Source organism: Streptomyces sp. NPDC111802, assembly GCF_055634335.1.
In genome coordinates this window covers 44877-60301 of the sequence record NZ_JBVKCZ010000033.1, presented here as the reverse complement: position 1 = coordinate 60301, position 15425 = coordinate 44877, and the positions used below count along the sequence as shown (strand labels likewise).

Genomic DNA, 15425 nt, shown 5'->3' with positions numbered 1-15425 from the left:
CTCACACGTCCTGCCTGCCCTGCTTCCTGACCTCCGCCAGGCGGTGGGCGCCCAGTTCCACGGCCGCCCAGGTGGCGTCGGCCGATACCTCCGCGAGGCCGCCGTCGGTGACGGTGATCGTGTCGTCGCCGACGCGTACGACGGCGACGTCCAGGGTGAGCGTTGGCGCGTCCTCGTACTCGGAGAGGCCCGTGAGGACGAGGCGCAGACCCTGCCGGGCGTCGCCGACCCGCGGCAGTTCGCTCTCCCTGACCTCCACGGCCATCCGCCCGCCGCGGGCGGTCGCCTTGAACCGGCCGCACCGCTCCGGCATGGAGCCGAGCCACGCCAGTGTCCGGTCCACGTCCGCGGGCCGATGGGCCACGATCTGGTAGCGCAGCTGGGCCCCCTCCCACTCGTCGTCAAGGCCGGTCGAGGCGCGCGTCCGGGCATCCGCCCCGAACAGGTCCTCCGCGTAGAGGGCTTCGAGCAGCCTTCGGCACTCCGCCGGCTCGGCGCTCGCCTTCAGCATGGACTCCCGCCAGGTCGCGAACCCCTCGGTGGGCACCCAGGGTTCACCGAGGTCGGCCTCGCTGATCAGGGCGGCCTGTGCCTGCGCCTCGGTGAGCGTCGGCTCGGCCGCGGGGGCCCGTGACGCGGTGCCGGCGGCCCCCGGGGAGGCCGGGGCACCCACGGTCCGGTCCGTCCGGTCCGGTGCGACGACGGAGCACGCGGGCGCACTCAGCAGGGCGCCTGCCGAGAGCACCGCGACGATGACGGCACGGACCGGGAAACGGGGCATCGCGGGCCTCCTGGGCCGGGGTCGAGGACGCGGTCAAGATCGCCACGTCCTCCTAAGGCACCACCCCACCGACACCTCCACCAGCGCGCCGGGCCGTCCGGGTGACGCCCGATCAGGTCAGCACTTCCAGGTCGCCGCCGTTCTCACCGGCCTCTTACGACTTCCATCACCCGGCTGTCAGTGCCATGACCTAGCCTTCGATCACTCAAGGCGAGACGCGTGCCTTCTTCCTGCCGCGTCCCCCTACCTCTTTTTCGTTCCGGGGGGTTCGAAAAACCGTGCGCAGACGCACTCTTCCGGCCGCGACGGCACTCGCGGTCCTCTTCAGCTCGGCCGCCCTGGTCGCGGCCGGCGCCGGGTCGGCCGCCGCCGACGCCGGCACCACCCTGCCCTTGAAGTCGACCGGCGACGTCGTCGTCGACGGGGCCCACCAGCGGGTCTTCATCAGCGACCCGACCGCCGGCCAGGTCGTCGTCACGAACTACGCCGGCGCGGTCGTCGGCACCGTCGGCTCGCTGCCCGGTGTCCGCGGCCTGGAGCTCTCGCCCGACTCGGGCACCCTGTACGCGGCCGTGGGGGACGCCGACGCGCTCGTGGCCATCGACACGGCGACCGCGACCGAGGCACACCGCTGGTCCACCGGCACGGCCGCTCCCAAGTACGTCGCCCTCACCGGCGGCAAGCTCTGGTTCGGCTACGGCTCCGGCGGCGACGGCAACATCGGCTCGCTCGACCTGAGCGGCACCGACCCGGTCCTCACCCTGGGCCAGGACACCGGCCGTACCTTCTACGAGGCCCCGATCCTGGACGCCGCCGCGGGCGCCCCCGGCACCCTGGTCGCGGGCGCGCCGGGCCAGAGCCCGGTCGAACTCGCCGTGTACGACGTCTCGTCGGGCACCGCGAGCCGTACCGCGTACGCCTTCGACCCGGGGAACACCGGCGGCGGCAACCTCGCCGACCTCGCGGTCACACCGGACGGCAAGGACGTCATCACCGCCAGCGGGTCCCCGTACTACCAGGCGGTCTACAAGCTCTCCGACCTCTCCGCGGACGGCAAGTACGTCACCAACACCTACCCGAACGCGGTGGACATCGCCCCGAGCGGCGATGTCGCGGCGGGCACCTTCTCCTGGTACGACCCGGACGTGCACGTCTTCAAGCAGGGCGTGTCGACCCCGGTGAAGCAGTACGACTTCCCCAACACCGGTACCAGCAGCGGCTCCGACACCCTCGCCGCGCGCGGCCTGGCGTGGGCGCCGGACGAGAGCAAGCTGTTCGCGGTGTCGTTGAACGACAGCGACGTGTACTCGCTGCGGATCTTCGACGCCCCGACCAAGACGCCGACCACCCTGACGGCCAACGCCCCCGCGACGGCGCCCCGTGCGCAGGCCCTCACCGTCAGCGGCTCCCTGACGTCCTCCGCCGCGTTCCCGGCCGGCACCAAGGTCTCCGTCACCCGCACCGACGACGAGTCCCCGGCGGGCAAGGCGCTCGGCACGACGACGGTCGCGGCGGACGGCTCGTACTCCTTCGCGGACACCCCGCAGGCCGGCGGCAAGGTGACGTACACCGTCTCCTACGCGGGTGACGCGGAGCACGCGGGCGCCACGGCCGCGCGCTCGGTGGCGGTCGCCAAGTCGGCGACCACGCTGACGCTGAACAACAACCTCAAGGTGTACGGCTACAACAGCAGCGTCACCTTCACCACGCACCTCGGCACCACGTACAAGAACCGCACGGTCGAGATCTGGGCCGACCCCTACGGCTCCGACAAGCCCAACGCCCTGGTCAAGAAGGGCACGGTCGACGCCGGCGGCAACCTGACGGCGACCGTCCGCCTCACCCGCGACGCCAAGGTCAGCGCGAAGTTCACGGGTGACACGCGGTACGCGGCGAAGACGACGACCAACACCGTCTACACCAAGGTGAGCGTCTCGTCGTCGCTGAGCGGCTCCTACAAGACGGCCACGGCCTGGAACGAGACGTACTACTACTTCCGCCAGTCCAAGGACCCCGTCTACAACACGGCGATGACGATGTACCCGGGCCGCAAGTACCAGTTCCAGATCCAGCAGTTCTACAGCGGGGCCTGGCACACGACGGCCACGGAGTACTTCGGCCTCGACAGCTACGGCAGGGACTCCGTCCTGCTGGACGACAACCCGCCCACCGGCGTCCGCTTCCGGATCCGCTCGTCCTACGTCGACACGCTGTCGGGCGACAACGTCAACGCGACGACGTACGGCGCGTGGAAGTTCTTCACCTTCACCCGCTGACCTGGAGCTGCTCCAGCCGCTGATGCACGTTCGCCAGGGCGCCGCGCCGGCGCCCTGGCACCTTGCTCCTCAACTCCGCCAGCGCGGCCCCCAGTTCACGCGCGAGCACCGCGTCTCGGACCTGGCCCCACTGGTGATGAGCACGGTCGACCGCGGCCTCCACCGCGGGCGCGTCGGGCGCCTGCCCCGCCCCGAGCCGCGCCGCGGCCACGGACAGCCAGGTCCGGCAACTACGCACCGGATCCCCCGCCAGCATCGCCAGATCGGCCCGCACCTCACTCCAGTGCAGAGCCTCCTGAGAACCCACCCCATGAGCCCGCACGGCCCCCTGCTCCTCCCTGGCAGCCAACACATCGGCCTCACCGTGCCGCCCTGACTGCACGGCAGCGGTGATGGCGTCGTGGGGGTTGGCCGGGGCGGGTGCCTGGCGGGCGGAGGCGGGGCTCTGGTCGGGGCTGGGGGCGGGGTCGCCGTCAGGGGCGGGTGCCTGGCGGGCGGGGGCGGGGCTCTGGTCGGGGCTGGGGGCGGGGTCGCCGTCAGGGGCGGGTGCCTGGCGGGCGGGGGCGGGGCTCTGGTCGGGGCTGGGGTCGTGGTCAGAGGTCGGTGCCGGGCGGGCGGAGTCGGAGTTCTGGTCGGGGCTGGAGGCGGGGTCTTGGTCAGACGTGGGTGCCGGGAGGGCGGGGGTGGGGCTCCGGCCGGGGGCTTGGGCCGGGGCGGGTGCCTGGCGGGCGGGACTGGGCTCCGGGCTCTCCGCAGGGCTGAGCGCTGGGCTGGGCGGGGCGCTCGGTGCGGGTGGCGGCGAGGTGCTCGACAGGGGGGCCAGCACAAGGGTCGGCGGGTTGCTCGGGACGGTGACCGGCGAGGGGCTCGGCGTGGAGGTGGGCGCGAGACTCGACGGAGCGCTCGCCCCAAAGGCCGACACAGGGCCTGGCGTGTAGGCCGACGCGGAGACCGGCGCGAGACTCGACACAGCGCTCGGCGTCAGGGCCGATTCAGAATCCGGCACAGCGCTGGACGCAGAAGCCGACACAGGGGCCGCCGTCGGGCTCGGCGAGGCGCTCGGCATGGGGGCCGACTCCGCAACCGAGCCAGGGCTCGGCGCAGAGGTCGGCGCAGGGACCGACGCCAGGCTCGGCACAGTGCTCGGCATGGGGACCCACCCAGAAACCGGCACAGGACTCGACGCAGAAGCCGACGCCGGGCTCGGCAAGACGCTCGGCATGGGGGCCAACTCCGAAACCGAGCCAGGGCTCGGCGCAGAAGTCGGCGCAGGGACCGACGCCAGGCTCGGCACAGTGCTCGGCATCGGGGCCGACCCCGAAACCGGCACAGGACTCGACGCAGAAGCCGACGCAGGAGCCGACGCCGGGCTCGACACAGCGCTCGGCATCGGGGCCGACCCCGAAACCGGCACAGCGCTCGACGCAGAAGCCGACGCAGGAGCCGACGCCGGGCTCGACACAGCGCTCGGCATCGGGGCCGACCCAGAAACCGGCACAGCGCTCGACGCAGAAGCCGACCCAGAACCCGGCACAGGGCTCGACGCAGAGGTCGGCGCAGCGCTCGGCGTAGAGGCGGGTGCGGGGGACGGCGTCGGGGTCGGCAGGGGGGACCGGGGTGGGAGGTAGGGCGGGGCGGGGGGGTGTGTGGGGGTTTGGGCTGTCAGGACGATGTCTGTGGCTGGGCCCGCCTCCGGGGCGATGCGGGCGAGTGCCTGTTGGTGGAGTTGGTCCAGGGGTGGGCGATGGCCGCTGCGCAGGAGGGTGGCCACCGCCTTCATGTACGCCGGGCCCGCCACCGTACGGCGGTTCGGGGGCGGGGCGATACGGCCGTACACCGCGCTGCCGCGGCCCGAGTCGAGGGGGTTGCCGCGCAGCCACTCCCAGGTCTCCGGGTCGGCGTGCAGATCGACGACGAGGGAGGTCGAACCCGGCGCGCGCAGGCGCAGTTCCTCACGGAACCAGTGCCAGGGGAAGCCGGTGTAGCGGACCGTGGCCGGGGTGGAGCGGGCCAGCGCCAGGTGGGGCAGATGCTGGCGGCGGTCCAACTGGAGCTGGCCGGCGACGAAGACGGTGAGCGGCCCGGGGGCGACCGCCGCCGCGCGCAGGCGGGTGAGGACGGCCTGCGGTTCCAGGGGGTCGGCCAGTTCGACGACGTTCGCGGTCTCGGTACCCGACAGCACCGCCGGCGGCACCGCGGCCAGGATGGGAAGCACGGAGGCGGCGTCCACCAGACAGCCCCTGCCCACCGGTGAGGCGGCGAGCAGCAGCACGGTTCCGGGCATCGGTCCCTCCCCATCCCCCGTCGATCACTTACGGCAGCACCGTAACCGCTGCGGGTGCAAAGGGGGGATCTCAGGCCGGCAAACGTCCGCTTCCGTCCCCATTCCCCACCTTCCCCACCCCGTTTCCGCCACCGTCCCGCCGTACCGCGAACACCGTCGTGTCGTCGGCCAGATGCCCTCCGCAGTGCCGCAACGTCCGCTCCCGCACGAACGCGACCAGCCGCCCGGGCCGTGCGATACCCGGGTCCGCGGCGACGGCCTCGGCGACATCGGCGGCGAGCGGGTAGAAGTCGCCGGCGCCGTCCCGTGCCTCGGTCACCCCGTCCGTGGTCAGCAGCAGGGTCTCCCCGGGACGCAACCGCACGCGGAGGGCGGGCGGCGGGCCGGCGGCGGGGTCGAGTTCGCCCATGCCGAGGGGAAGGGCATGGCCGCCGGGCGGCAGGGGCCGTACCCCGTCGGGGCCGACGACCAGCGGACAGTCATGGCCGAGAACGACCGTGTCCACCCCCTCCCGATCCGCCTGGGGGAAGCTGATCAGAACGGCCGTGGCGAACCGGTCGCCGTCCTCCCGCCCGAGCGCTGCCCGCATGCGGATGAGTCGCTGTATCCGCTCCTCCAGCCGTATGGCGACCGTCGCCAGGTCCGGCTCGTGATACCCCGCCTCACGGAACGTGCCGAGCAGCGCGGCCGCCGCCTCCACCGCCCCCAGCCCCTTGCCCTGGACATCGCCGACGATGACGCGGGTGCCGTGCAGGCCGATCTGGATGTCGTAGAAGTCGCCGCCGACCCGGGCCTCGCTGTCGGCGGCGAGATAGACGGCCGCGTGCTCCAGACCGCCCCAGCCCGGCGGCAGCGGGCGCAGCACGGTGCGGCGGATGGTCGCGGCGACGTCCTGCATGTGCAGCATGCGCCGCTCGCCGCGCACCCGGACCGCGCAGGCCAGCGTGGCGAGGACACCACCGATGCCGGCCAGCACGAGGTCGGCCGGCCCGGCCTGGTACTCGTGCGGCAGCACGGCGTCGGCGGCGACGTAGGTGGCGGGCGCGAGCACCGCGTACACGGCCGTCCCCCGCACTCCGCAGATAGCGGCGGCGATACCGGGCACCAGCACGGTCCAGGACAGGATCCGGAAGTCGCTGCTGGTGTGGAAGTCGATCAGCACGATGGCCACGAGCAGCACCAGCGGCGCGAGCCAGCCGACGCTGCGGCCCCGCACGCGCAGCAGCCCCTGCCGGGGCGCGTCGCCCTTCAGGCCGGTTGCACCGTCGCTGACGGCCCTCATGCGCCTCAGACAAGCACGACGTTCAGCGCGCCGCATCCGGGTACCCGAGCACATGTCACCGAGATCGACACGCACGTCGACTTGCTTGCCGAGCGCCCCAGGTGTGCGCTGGAGGGCGGGGGCGAGGAGAGAGGAGTGCTCTCATGGCTCATGCGGCACCCGCGCCCGGCGGACGGGCCTCAGGGACGGCGGTGACCGGCCCGAGCCACCTGCCCGATGTGTTCGGCGCGCGCACGCACCAGATCGCGAGCGTGGCCGTACCACTCGTCCTCGGGCTGGTCTACGGCTACTGGGCGGCGGCGAACCGGCGCTCCGGCGGCGAGATCACCGGCTGGAACCTGCTCTTCGGCTTCGTCACGACGATCGCGTTCATCATCCTCTACGTCGGCGTCCGCGCCCTCGCCCCGCACATGAGGCGCGAGCAGCACGCCATCGTGTGGGCGGGCTTCACCGGCGGCGCGTTCGGCTTCCTGTACAGCCAGACCGACGCGTCCGTGCTCAGGTCCTCGACGATGGGGCTGGTGGTCGGCGCGGTCTGCTTCGTCGTGATGTTCTACCGCTACTACACGCACGAGGACGCCCAGGGCCACCGCCTGGACTGAGGAGTGCACGGGCCGGCCCCGGCACCACGGCCGGGGCCGGCCCGTTTCCCCTTCATCCACCCACACACCCGGCCCGCTCGCTCCCCTGATCCATGAGACACCCGTTCGGGTGAACCCTCCACCGGAGAGCGGTTCCGTGCGGCCGTATGCAGGCGCCGCGCTGGCGCCTTTGCCCCCGTGGCCGTTGCCTGAAGGGGTGCCCACCCGTCTGCGGAACGCCCTGTCGGCAGCGCTGATCGCCCTGTCGTGCCTCCTCGTGCCGTTCGGCGCGCTGGCGGCCTGGGTGACGTACGGGCTGGCCGACACCGGCAGGTATGTCGCGACGATGGCGCCGCTCGCCGCGGATCCGGCGGTGCAGGGCGCGGTCGCGGACACCGTGGGCTCCGGGATCATGCATGAGGTGGATCGGGTGCTGGACGCGTCACCGGCCGCGCCCTCGCCCGGCAATGTGCGCCCCTTCGTGGCCGACGCGGTGCGCTCCTTCACCCGGACCGAGGCCTTCCACACGGCGTGGAACGCGGGCAACAAGGCGGTCCACGACGCCGTGCTGAGGGCCCTTCAGGACGGCCGCGAGCGTACCGTCACCGTCGATCTGGCCCCGGTCACGGCCCAGGTCAAGCGCCGGCTCACCGACGACCACGTCCCGTTCGCGCACCGCATCCCGGTCGAGCACACCGCGGTCCCCGTGCTCCCGGCCGGCGAACTGGACCGGCTCAGGAAGGGGTACGACGTGCTCGAAGTCGCCGGTTTCTGGCTGCCCGTCTCGGCCGCCGTCCTCGCCGCGACCGGCATCGCCGTCGCCGCGTGCCGCCGCCGCGCGGTCACCGCGACCGCGCTGGGCACGGCCCTGGGCGGCGCGTTCCTCGCCCTGGCGGTCGCGATCGGCCGCCGGCTCACCCTGGCCGACGTGCCCGAGGCGGCGCACCGCCCGGCCGCGGGCGCGATCTACGACGCCCTGACGGGGACCCTGCGCACGGTGTCCTGGCTGCTGGTCGTCCTCGGTCTGACGGTGGCCCTGGCCTGCCGGGTCACGGAGTTCCTCGTGCGACGCCGGCGAGCGTCCGCAGGGCCCGCCGCAGATCCGGCTCAGGAGCCGACCCGAGCCCGAGTCTGACGGCGTCCGGGGTGCGGCCGGCGCCGACGGCGAAGGCGGGGCCCGGCGTCACCGCGATGCCGTGCGCCGCCGCGGCGGCCGTGAAGGTGTCGGCCCGCCACGGCGCGGGCAGCTCCCACCAGGCGAAATAGGCGCGCGGATCGGACCGTACGGCGAAGGGGCGCAACTCCTCGCCGAGGATCCCCTGTCTGCGTGCCGCGTCCGCCCGCTTGGCCGCGACCAGCCGCCGCACGGTCCCGTCCCCGATCCAGCGCACGGCCGCCTCCAGCGCGAACGACCCCGCGCTCCACCCCCCGGACCGCACGGCCTCCGCCACCGCCCGCACCCGCTCCTGCGGTACGACGACGAGGCCGACGGTGAGCCCGGGGGCGACGCGCTTGGACAGGCCGTCGACGACATGGGTGAGGCCGGGCGCGTGGGCGGCGAGGGGGTCGCCGTCGGCGAGGAAGGACCAGATGCGGTCCTCGACGACGGGGATGCCCAGGTCGAGCGCGGTACGGGCGAGCAGGCGTCCGCGCTCGGGGCTCGTCGTCACCGAGGTCGGGTTGTGCAGGGTCGGCTGGAGGTACAGCGCGGCCAGCGGGGCGGTGCGGTGGGCGGCGGCGACGGACTCCGGGCGCGGGCCCTCCTCGTCGGTGGCCAGCGGCACCAGGGTGATGCCGAGCCGGGCGGCGATGTCCTTGACCACGGGGTACGTCAGCGCCTCGACGCCGACCCGGCCGCCGGGCCGGACCAGGGAGGCGAGGGTGGCGGCGACGGCCTGGCGGGCGTTGCCGGTGAAGAGGATCCGGTCGGGGGCGGGGCGCCAGCCCGGGGTGGCGAGCAGGTCGGCGGCCGCCCGGCGGGCCGCGGGTGTGCCGGTGGCTGCGGCCGGGCGCAGGGCCTCGGTCAGGACGTCGGGGCGTTGCAGGGGTGCGAGGGCGGGGGCGAGGAGGGCCGACTGGCCGGGTGCGGAGGGGTAGTTGAGCTCCAGGTTCACGGGTGCCTCGGTCGCGGCCTCGACGAGCGCCGGCCCGGCGCCCGCGGGAGCGGCCCGCACGAAGGTCCCCCGGCCGACCTCGCCGACGACCAGCCCGCGCCGGACGAGTTCGGCGTACACCCGCCCCGCCGTCGACCCGGCGATTCCGCGCCGCCGGGCGAACAGCCGCTGCGGGGGCAGTCGTTCGCCGGGCTTCAGCCGTCCGGCGGTGATCTCGTCGGCGATGCGATCGGCGATGCGCCGGTAGTCCTCCACGTACTCCCCCTGATGCTCCCCCTGATACACACCCGGATACTCACCCTGACATTGCACCGAGGGCAAAGATCTTATTGCACCGAGGAGTTGGGCCGATCTAGGGTCGTCCGTATGAGCCCCTTCCTCGCATACGAGGACAAAGGCGTGGATTCCTCGCTGGTCCCCCTCGTCCTCGTCCACGGCCACCCCTTCGACCGCACGATGTGGACCCCGCAGATCGAGGAGTTCTCGGCCACCCGTCGGGTCATCGCCCCCGACCTGCGCGGCTACGGCGCCTCCCCGGTCGTACCGGGCATCACCCCGCTCTCCGCCTTCGCCGAGGACATCGAGGCCCTGCTGGACGACCTGAAGGTGGAGACCTTCGCCCTGGCGGGCCTGTCCATGGGCGGCCAGATCGTCATGGAGTGCTACGCCCGCTTCCCCGAGCGCGTCCGCGCCCTGGTCCTCGCCGACACCTTCCCGGCGGCGGAGACGGCGCAGGGCAAGCGGTCGCGGGGCGCCATGGCGGACCGGCTGCTGCGCGAGGGCATGCGCGGATACGCCGACGAGGTGCTGGAGAAGATGGTCGCGCCGTACGCGACCGCCGAGGTCAAGGCCCATGTCCACCGCATGATGACGGCGACCCCGCCCGAGGGCGCCGCGGCGGCCCTGCGCGGCCGCGCCGAACGCCCCGACTACCGCGCCCTGCTGACCCGCGTCACCGCCCCCGCCCTGGTGGTGGTGGGCGCCGACGACGCCTACACCCCGGTTTCGGACGCCGAGGCCATGCACACGGCACTCCCGGACTCGGTACTCCGGGTGATCGAGGGGGCGGCACACATGCCGAACCTGGAGCGGCCGGGGGAGTTCAACGCCGCGCTGGGGGAGTTCCTGGCGCGTGTCGACAAGCGCCCCCGGGACTGACTCCTCCCGCCCCCGCGCAACTTTCGCCCCACGGCCCCCGCCTTTGAGGGAGGATTCGGGCATCCCACCCGCGAACGGAAGGCCGGGACGTGGATACTGCGGCTGCCGAGTGGACGGCTCACCCGGACGACATGCCAGAGCGACGGGCCCGGCGGCGGGCCGGTGTCTGGCCGGCCGGGCTGCTGTTCCTGGGCGTCAGCGTGATCGTCGGGTGCCGGGTCTTCGACACCGACGGGATCACCCCGGTCCCGCAGTTCCTCGCCTTCCTGCCCTGGCTGCTGGTGCCCGCCGGCTTCGGGCTGCTGCTCGCGCTGCTCTCGCGCTGGTGGTTCGGTGTCGTGTGGGCGGTCGTGCTGCTCGGGCTGCTGGCCTGGTTCATCGAGCCGTACGGCAAGACCACCCAGCCCGGCGGGCCCCCGCTCGTCTCCTTCCGGGTGCTGACCTCGAACGTCGAGTTCGGGCAGGCGACCGACGCCCTCGTCGCCGCCGTGCGCCGGGAGAAGCCGGACATCGTGTTCGTCCAGGAGTGCGAGTACACCTGCGACGCCACGCTCAGGAAGGCCCTCGGCGGCGACTATCCGCACCGCGCGGCGCGGGTGGCCGGCGGGTCGGAGGGGTCGGTGGTCCTCAGCCGGTTCCCGCTCGACCCCGCCGCCGGCATCGACGGCACCATGGCCATGCCCGGCGCCGTCGCCGACGTACGCGGACACGCCGTACGGCTCCAGCTCGCGCACCCCATGCCGCCGCTGCCCGGCCGGACCGACCTGTGGCGCCGGGAACTCGGTGAGCTGCGGGACTTCGCCGCCGAGGACGGAAGGACACCGCTCGTCCTCGCCGGGGACTTCAACGCCTCCCAGGACCACGCCGCCTTCCGCCGCATCCTGGACGCCGGCCTCCAGGACGCCGCCCGGCTCGCCGGCCACGACCGCACACCCAGCTGGCCGGCCCGGACCGCACCGGCGTTCGGCGTGCAGATCGACCATGTCCTGCTCTCCGCCGACCTCTCCGTCCGCACCGCCCGCTTCCTCGACCTGACCGACACCGACCACCGCGCCCTTGTCGCCGACCTCACGCTCCACCAGCGCCGATGAGCTGAACAGGGGTGCCCATAATGGGCCGCATGCCCCGCGAGCTCCCCATCGGCCTCACACCCCCCGACTGGCTCGTGCGCAACCTCCGGGCCCAGCCGGCCCCCGTCAACCGGACGGCCGTGATCCGCGCCGCCCTCGCGATGGCCCTCCCGCTGGCCGTCGGACTCGCGGTCGACCGGCCCTTCTACGGCGCCCTCGCCTCCATGGGCGCCCTCAACGGCGTCATCAGCGACACCGCCGCCGCCTACCGCGTCCGTATCCCCACCATCGCCATCCCGCAGCTCTTCGGCGCCGTCGGCATCACCCTCGGCGCCCTGGTGTACGGCCGCGGGTGGCTCGCCGTCGCCGTCCTCACCGGCGTCGCGCTGGTCTCCGGGATGATCTCGACGATCGGCGCGGTCGCCTCCGCGTCGGGGCTGGTGCTGCTGCTGACCTGCGTGGTGGGCGCGGGACTGCCGATGCCGGGCGAGTGGTGGCTGGCGCCGCTGCTGATGTCCGGCGGCGGGCTGCTCGTCCTGGCCCTCGCGCTGCTGGCCTGGCCGCTGCGGTCGGGGGTGCCGGAGCGGACCGCGGTCGCGAACACCTACCGGACGGCCGCCGACCTGCTGACGGCGGTCGGCGGCGGCACCCAGGCGTACGACGACGCCCGGCACGCCGTCACCCAGTCCCTGAACCAGTCGTACGACATCGTCCTCGCCCACCGCGCCCGCCACCACGGCCGCAGCCCCGAACTCGCCCGGCTGCTCGCCCAGTTGAACGCCGTCATCCCCGTCGTCGAGGCCGCCCCCGCCGCCCGTCTCAGCGGCACCCCGCTGCCGCCCGAGGTCCCACAGGCCGTACGGCATCTCGCCTCGGCCGTCGAGACCGGTTACACGGGACCGACAGGCCTGAGGCTCCCCACCCCCACCACCGAGACCGCCCGCGCCGTCGACCACGCCCTGCGCCACGCCGCCGAGGTCGTCGCCGGCCCGGACGTCGACCTCCGGGGCATCGACGACCGCCTCGGCCGCCCGGCGGCACTCGGCATCCGCACCGCCCGAGCCGCCCGCAACGTCGCCCTGTCCGCCGCCTCCTGGCGCTACGGCCTGCGCCTCGCCCTGTGCATCGGGCTGGCCCAGATCCTGGTGTCGATCATCCCGGTCCCCCGCTCCTACTGGGTCGCCCTCACCATCACCTTCGTCCTCAAGCCCGACTTCGGCTCCGTCTTCTCCCGCGCCCTGCTGCGCGCCCTCGGCACCGTCGCCGGGCTGGTGATCGCGGCGGCGGTGCTGGCGGAGGTGCCGCGCGGATGGTGGGACGTACCGGTGCTGCTGCTCCTCGCCCCGCTGATCCCGGCGCTCACCCCGCGCGGGTACGGCTACCAGACGGCCGCCATCACGCCGGTGATCCTGCTCCTGTCGGACGTCCTGAACCGCCAGGGCACCGGGCTGCTGCTGCCCCGCCTGGCCGACTCCCTGCTGGGCTGCGCCATCGCCCTCGTCGCCGGGTATCTGCTGTGGCCGGAGAGCTGGCACACCCGGGTCGGCGACCGGCTCGCGGGCGCCGTGGACGACACGGCGCGCTATGTGGAGGCCGCCTTCGGACCGACCGCAGTCGACCCGTCGGCCCGCGCCCGGATGCGTCGCCGGCTCTACCGCGACCTCTCCGCCATCCGCACGGAGTTCCAGCGCGCCCTGACCGAACCACCGCCCACCGGACGCCGGGCGGCCGCGTGGTGGCCGCTGGTCGTGGCGGTGGAGCGGATCGTGGACGCGACGACGGCGGCCGGGGTGCGGGTGCGCCACGGGGCGCCATCGCCGTCCCCCGCGGAAGTGACGCAAGTGACCCTTCAGCTGCGGGAGCTGGCGCAGGGAGTGCGCGAGGCCGAGACCCTGTACGCGGTCCGCACGGACCTCACCGGCCCTTCGGGAAGCGTCCTGGAGCCCCTACGGCAAGAGGTGGCGGCGGCACGCGCGATCGCTTCCCCTCGCTGAAGCCGACCGTTTCCGGGCGCGGATCGGCGCGGCCGCCCCGTGCAGGAGGGCGACCGCGCCTTGTGGGGGGTGGGGTCCGGAGAACCGGTGTTACCGACGGGCGGTCTTGTGCAGGGCCTTGTCCATCGCGGCGGCGAACCCGTTGGCCCACAGCTGCTGGACCTTGGCCCGCTCATTGGCGTCCGGCTGGGAGTTCGTGCAGGACGGGCCGGGTCCGCCGCCCGACATCAGCTCACTGCACGGCCCCTCGTAGTGGTCCGGCAGCCCGAGCACGTGCCCTGTCTCGTGCGCGGTGACGCGAGTGGAGTCGTACTCCTTGTTCTGCTGGTAGTCGAGGAAGATGTAGCCGTTGCCGTGACCGTCGGTCGAGGCGTACGAGCCGCGCGAGTCATTGCCCTCGCGGTAGGTGAAGTCGGCGTTCGAGCCCTGCTGGAGCTGGACGTTGGACACCGAGCTGTTCCATATCTGGGTGCTGCGGGCTATTTGCGCGCTGAACGTGGGCGCCCCGGAGGCGTCGTAGGTGACGGTGACGGCCGCGGCGCTCGGGTTCTCGGCGCGCTTCTCGGCGACGGACTTCAGGACCGCCTGGAAGAAGGCCCGACTGGCGTCGGAATCGGCCGACTTGGCGACGAAACCGATGTGCGCGGGGGCCGGGGCAGCCGTCGCCGGAGCGACCGAGCCGAGGCCGAGAGCCGCCACACCGAGACCGACCGCCGTCAGTGAACGGGCGGACAGGGAAAAGGACATGCGCATCGATGACTCCTAGGTGGGGGGTGAGTCGTCAAGGCGAGTGTCTGCGCCTGTCTGGCCGCTGTGATGATGGCAATCGGTGATAGCCCGGCCCTATCAGGACCCCAATTGGCGGGCATCAGGGGGGATTTGTGCGGCTGGTGAAACCAGTGCGTCCGCTTTAGTCTCCCAGGGCATGGAGCTCGAGGTGAGACACCTCCGCGCACTGTGCGCCATAGCCGACACCGGCAGTCTGCACCGGGCGGCCCGCCAGCTGGGTGTCGCCCAGCCGTCGCTCAGCACACAGCTGCGGCGGATCGAGCAGGAACTGGGCGGCGAGCTGTTCCTGCGTGCGCGAACCGGCTGTCGCCCCACCCCGCTGGGCCGCCTGGTCCTCAGCCGTGCCCGCCCGCTGGTGGCCGATATGCGCGCCCTGGTCGCGGAGGCGAGGGCGGCCGCGGTGGGCGGCACGGAGCTGCGGGTCGGCTCGACGGCGAGCAAGGCGCTGGCGGGCTGGCTGCGCCGGCTGCGCGGCCACGGCCAGGACCCCACGCTCCATATGAACGTCTCCCCGAACGCCCTGCTCCGCATGGTCGCCGACGGCCAGCTCGACGTCGCCTTCGTGCACGAGGTGGAGGGCTGCCCGCTGCGCATCCCGCCGGAGCTCCGGCTACGCGTGTTGATGCGGCGCGAGCCGCAGTTCGTGTCCCTGCCGACCGACCACCCGGCCGCGGCACAGTCCGAGGTCCATCTGCGTGACCTGGCCGACGACCGCTGGATGGTCGACCCGACGGTGGACGGCGAGTGGGACGCCGTGCAGCGGATGTTCCGCGCGGCCGGCGTCAACCCCCATGTCCTGCACGGCGACTACTACACGGCCGACGCCCTGGTCGCCACCGGTGAGGTGGTCGCCGTCTGCCAGCCCACCCACGCCGACAGCCCCACGATGGCGGTACGGCGCCTGCACGGCGACCCGCTCGGGGTACGCCTGCTCCTCGCGGCCCGTACGGAGACGGACCTCGACGGGGTCTATCCCGCGCTGGAGGAGGCGTACTGGGAGGCGGCGCGGCAGGCGCCGGCGTACCGGGTCTGGCTGGAACACGACGGTGAGCGGCAGCCGCCGGTCCCAGCCCTCCCGTGATCGGTGTCCGCGGGA

13 protein-coding genes and 1 pseudogene are annotated in these 15425 nt (G+C 73.4%); 8 read left to right on the top strand and 6 right to left on the bottom strand.

Annotated elements, in window-relative coordinates; all coding sequences use genetic code 11:
- Window position 1: 1 nt before the first annotated feature.
- A complete protein-coding gene (locus ACZ7NC_RS31160; protein WP_471492833.1) occupies window positions 2–781 on the bottom strand; it encodes a hypothetical protein in 780 nt (259 codons plus the stop codon).
- 278 nt (window positions 782–1059) lie between these two features.
- Here ACZ7NC_RS31160 and ACZ7NC_RS31155 point away from each other — a divergent pair, with 278 nt between their 5' ends.
- Window positions 1060–3057 carry an Ig-like domain repeat protein gene (locus ACZ7NC_RS31155; protein ID WP_471492832.1) on the top strand — a complete coding sequence of 666 codons (1998 nt, stop codon included), beginning with the start codon at window positions 1060–1062 and terminating at the stop codon, window positions 3055–3057.
- On the opposite strand, the gene ACZ7NC_RS31150 is transcribed toward ACZ7NC_RS31155, so the two are convergent.
- On the bottom strand, window positions 3047–3979 hold the full coding sequence (locus ACZ7NC_RS31150; RefSeq protein WP_471492904.1) for a hypothetical protein: 933 nt from the start codon (window positions 3977–3979) through the stop codon (window positions 3047–3049). The two genes, ACZ7NC_RS31155 and ACZ7NC_RS31150, sit on opposite strands and share 11 nt — an antisense overlap.
- Window positions 3980–4121: 142 nt before the next feature.
- Here ACZ7NC_RS31150 and ACZ7NC_RS31145 point away from each other — a divergent pair, with 142 nt between their 5' ends.
- Window positions 4122–4685 (top strand): hypothetical protein, encoded by a 564-nt coding sequence (locus ACZ7NC_RS31145; protein ID WP_471492913.1) that lies wholly within the window; start codon window positions 4122–4124, stop codon window positions 4683–4685.
- A gap of 20 nt (window positions 4686–4705) precedes the next feature.
- On the opposite strand, the pseudogene ACZ7NC_RS31140 reads toward ACZ7NC_RS31145, so the two are convergent.
- Window positions 4706–5341: pseudogene (locus tag ACZ7NC_RS31140) on the bottom strand (hypothetical protein); the annotation flags it as partial.
- A gap of 70 nt (window positions 5342–5411) precedes the next feature.
- On the bottom strand, window positions 5412–6623 hold the full coding sequence (locus ACZ7NC_RS31135; protein ID WP_471492831.1) for a PP2C family protein-serine/threonine phosphatase: 1212 nt from the start codon (window positions 6621–6623) through the stop codon (window positions 5412–5414).
- A gap of 143 nt (window positions 6624–6766) precedes the next feature.
- On the opposite strand from ACZ7NC_RS31135, the gene ACZ7NC_RS31130 reads away from it, so the two are divergent.
- Both ACZ7NC_RS31130 and ACZ7NC_RS31125 read left to right on the top strand, forming a co-directional pair.
- Window positions 6767–7225: a hypothetical protein gene (locus ACZ7NC_RS31130; protein WP_471492830.1), complete on the top strand. Its 459-nt coding sequence runs from the start codon at window positions 6767–6769 to the stop codon at window positions 7223–7225.
- Between the two features lie 196 nt (window positions 7226–7421).
- Window positions 7422–8339: a hypothetical protein gene (locus ACZ7NC_RS31125; RefSeq protein WP_471492829.1), complete on the top strand. Its 918-nt coding sequence runs from the start codon at window positions 7422–7424 to the stop codon at window positions 8337–8339.
- Here ACZ7NC_RS31125 and ACZ7NC_RS31120 read toward each other — a convergent pair.
- Window positions 8254–9573 carry an aminotransferase-like domain-containing protein gene (locus tag ACZ7NC_RS31120; protein WP_471492901.1) on the bottom strand — a complete coding sequence of 440 codons (1320 nt, stop codon included), beginning with the start codon at window positions 9571–9573 and terminating at the stop codon, window positions 8254–8256. The genes ACZ7NC_RS31125 and ACZ7NC_RS31120 overlap by 86 nt on opposite strands.
- 111 nt (window positions 9574–9684) lie before the next feature.
- On the opposite strand from ACZ7NC_RS31120, the gene ACZ7NC_RS31115 reads away from it, so the two are divergent.
- The 3 genes from ACZ7NC_RS31115 (at window position 9685) to ACZ7NC_RS31105 (ending at window position 13540) form a co-directional block, all read left to right on the top strand.
- Window positions 9685–10476, top strand: a complete 792-nt coding sequence (locus ACZ7NC_RS31115) for an alpha/beta fold hydrolase (protein WP_471492828.1) — start codon at window positions 9685–9687, stop codon at window positions 10474–10476.
- A 131-nt stretch (window positions 10477–10607) separates the two neighbouring features.
- Entirely contained in the window at window positions 10608–11567 is a 960-nt protein-coding gene (locus tag ACZ7NC_RS31110; RefSeq protein ID WP_471492827.1) for an endonuclease/exonuclease/phosphatase family protein, read from the top strand.
- Window positions 11568–11596: 29 nt separating this feature from the next.
- Entirely contained in the window at window positions 11597–13540 is a 1944-nt protein-coding gene (locus tag ACZ7NC_RS31105) for an FUSC family protein (RefSeq protein ID WP_471492826.1), read from the top strand.
- A 90-nt stretch (window positions 13541–13630) separates the two neighbouring features.
- Here ACZ7NC_RS31105 and snpA read toward each other — a convergent pair whose 3' ends face one another.
- On the bottom strand, window positions 13631–14293 hold the full coding sequence (snpA, locus tag ACZ7NC_RS31100) for a snapalysin (RefSeq protein WP_471492825.1): 663 nt from the start codon (window positions 14291–14293) through the stop codon (window positions 13631–13633).
- A 172-nt stretch (window positions 14294–14465) separates the two neighbouring features.
- On the opposite strand from snpA, the gene ACZ7NC_RS31095 reads away from it, so the two are divergent.
- Entirely contained in the window at window positions 14466–15410 is a 945-nt protein-coding gene (locus ACZ7NC_RS31095) for a LysR family transcriptional regulator (protein WP_471492824.1), read from the top strand.
- Window positions 15411–15425: the final 15 nt, after the last annotated feature.

Coding starts and splice junctions, on each gene's coding strand:
- ACZ7NC_RS31160 (WP_471492833.1), bottom strand. CDS start 781: ATGCCCCGTTTCCCGGTCCGTGCCGTCATCGTCGCGGTGCTCTCGGCA.
- ACZ7NC_RS31145 (WP_471492913.1), top strand. CDS start 4,122: ATGGGGGCCGACTCCGCAACCGAGCCAGGGCTCGGCGCAGAGGTCGGC.
- ACZ7NC_RS31135 (WP_471492831.1), bottom strand. CDS start 6,623: ATGAGGGCCGTCAGCGACGGTGCAACCGGCCTGAAGGGCGACGCGCCC.
- ACZ7NC_RS31130 (WP_471492830.1), top strand. CDS start 6,767: ATGGCTCATGCGGCACCCGCGCCCGGCGGACGGGCCTCAGGGACGGCG.
- ACZ7NC_RS31115 (WP_471492828.1), top strand. CDS start 9,685: ATGAGCCCCTTCCTCGCATACGAGGACAAAGGCGTGGATTCCTCGCTG.
- ACZ7NC_RS31110 (WP_471492827.1), top strand. CDS start 10,608: ATGCCAGAGCGACGGGCCCGGCGGCGGGCCGGTGTCTGGCCGGCCGGG.
- ACZ7NC_RS31105 (WP_471492826.1), top strand. CDS start 11,597: ATGCCCCGCGAGCTCCCCATCGGCCTCACACCCCCCGACTGGCTCGTG.
- snpA (WP_471492825.1), bottom strand. CDS start 14,293: ATGCGCATGTCCTTTTCCCTGTCCGCCCGTTCACTGACGGCGGTCGGT.
- ACZ7NC_RS31095 (WP_471492824.1), top strand. CDS start 14,466: ATGGAGCTCGAGGTGAGACACCTCCGCGCACTGTGCGCCATAGCCGAC.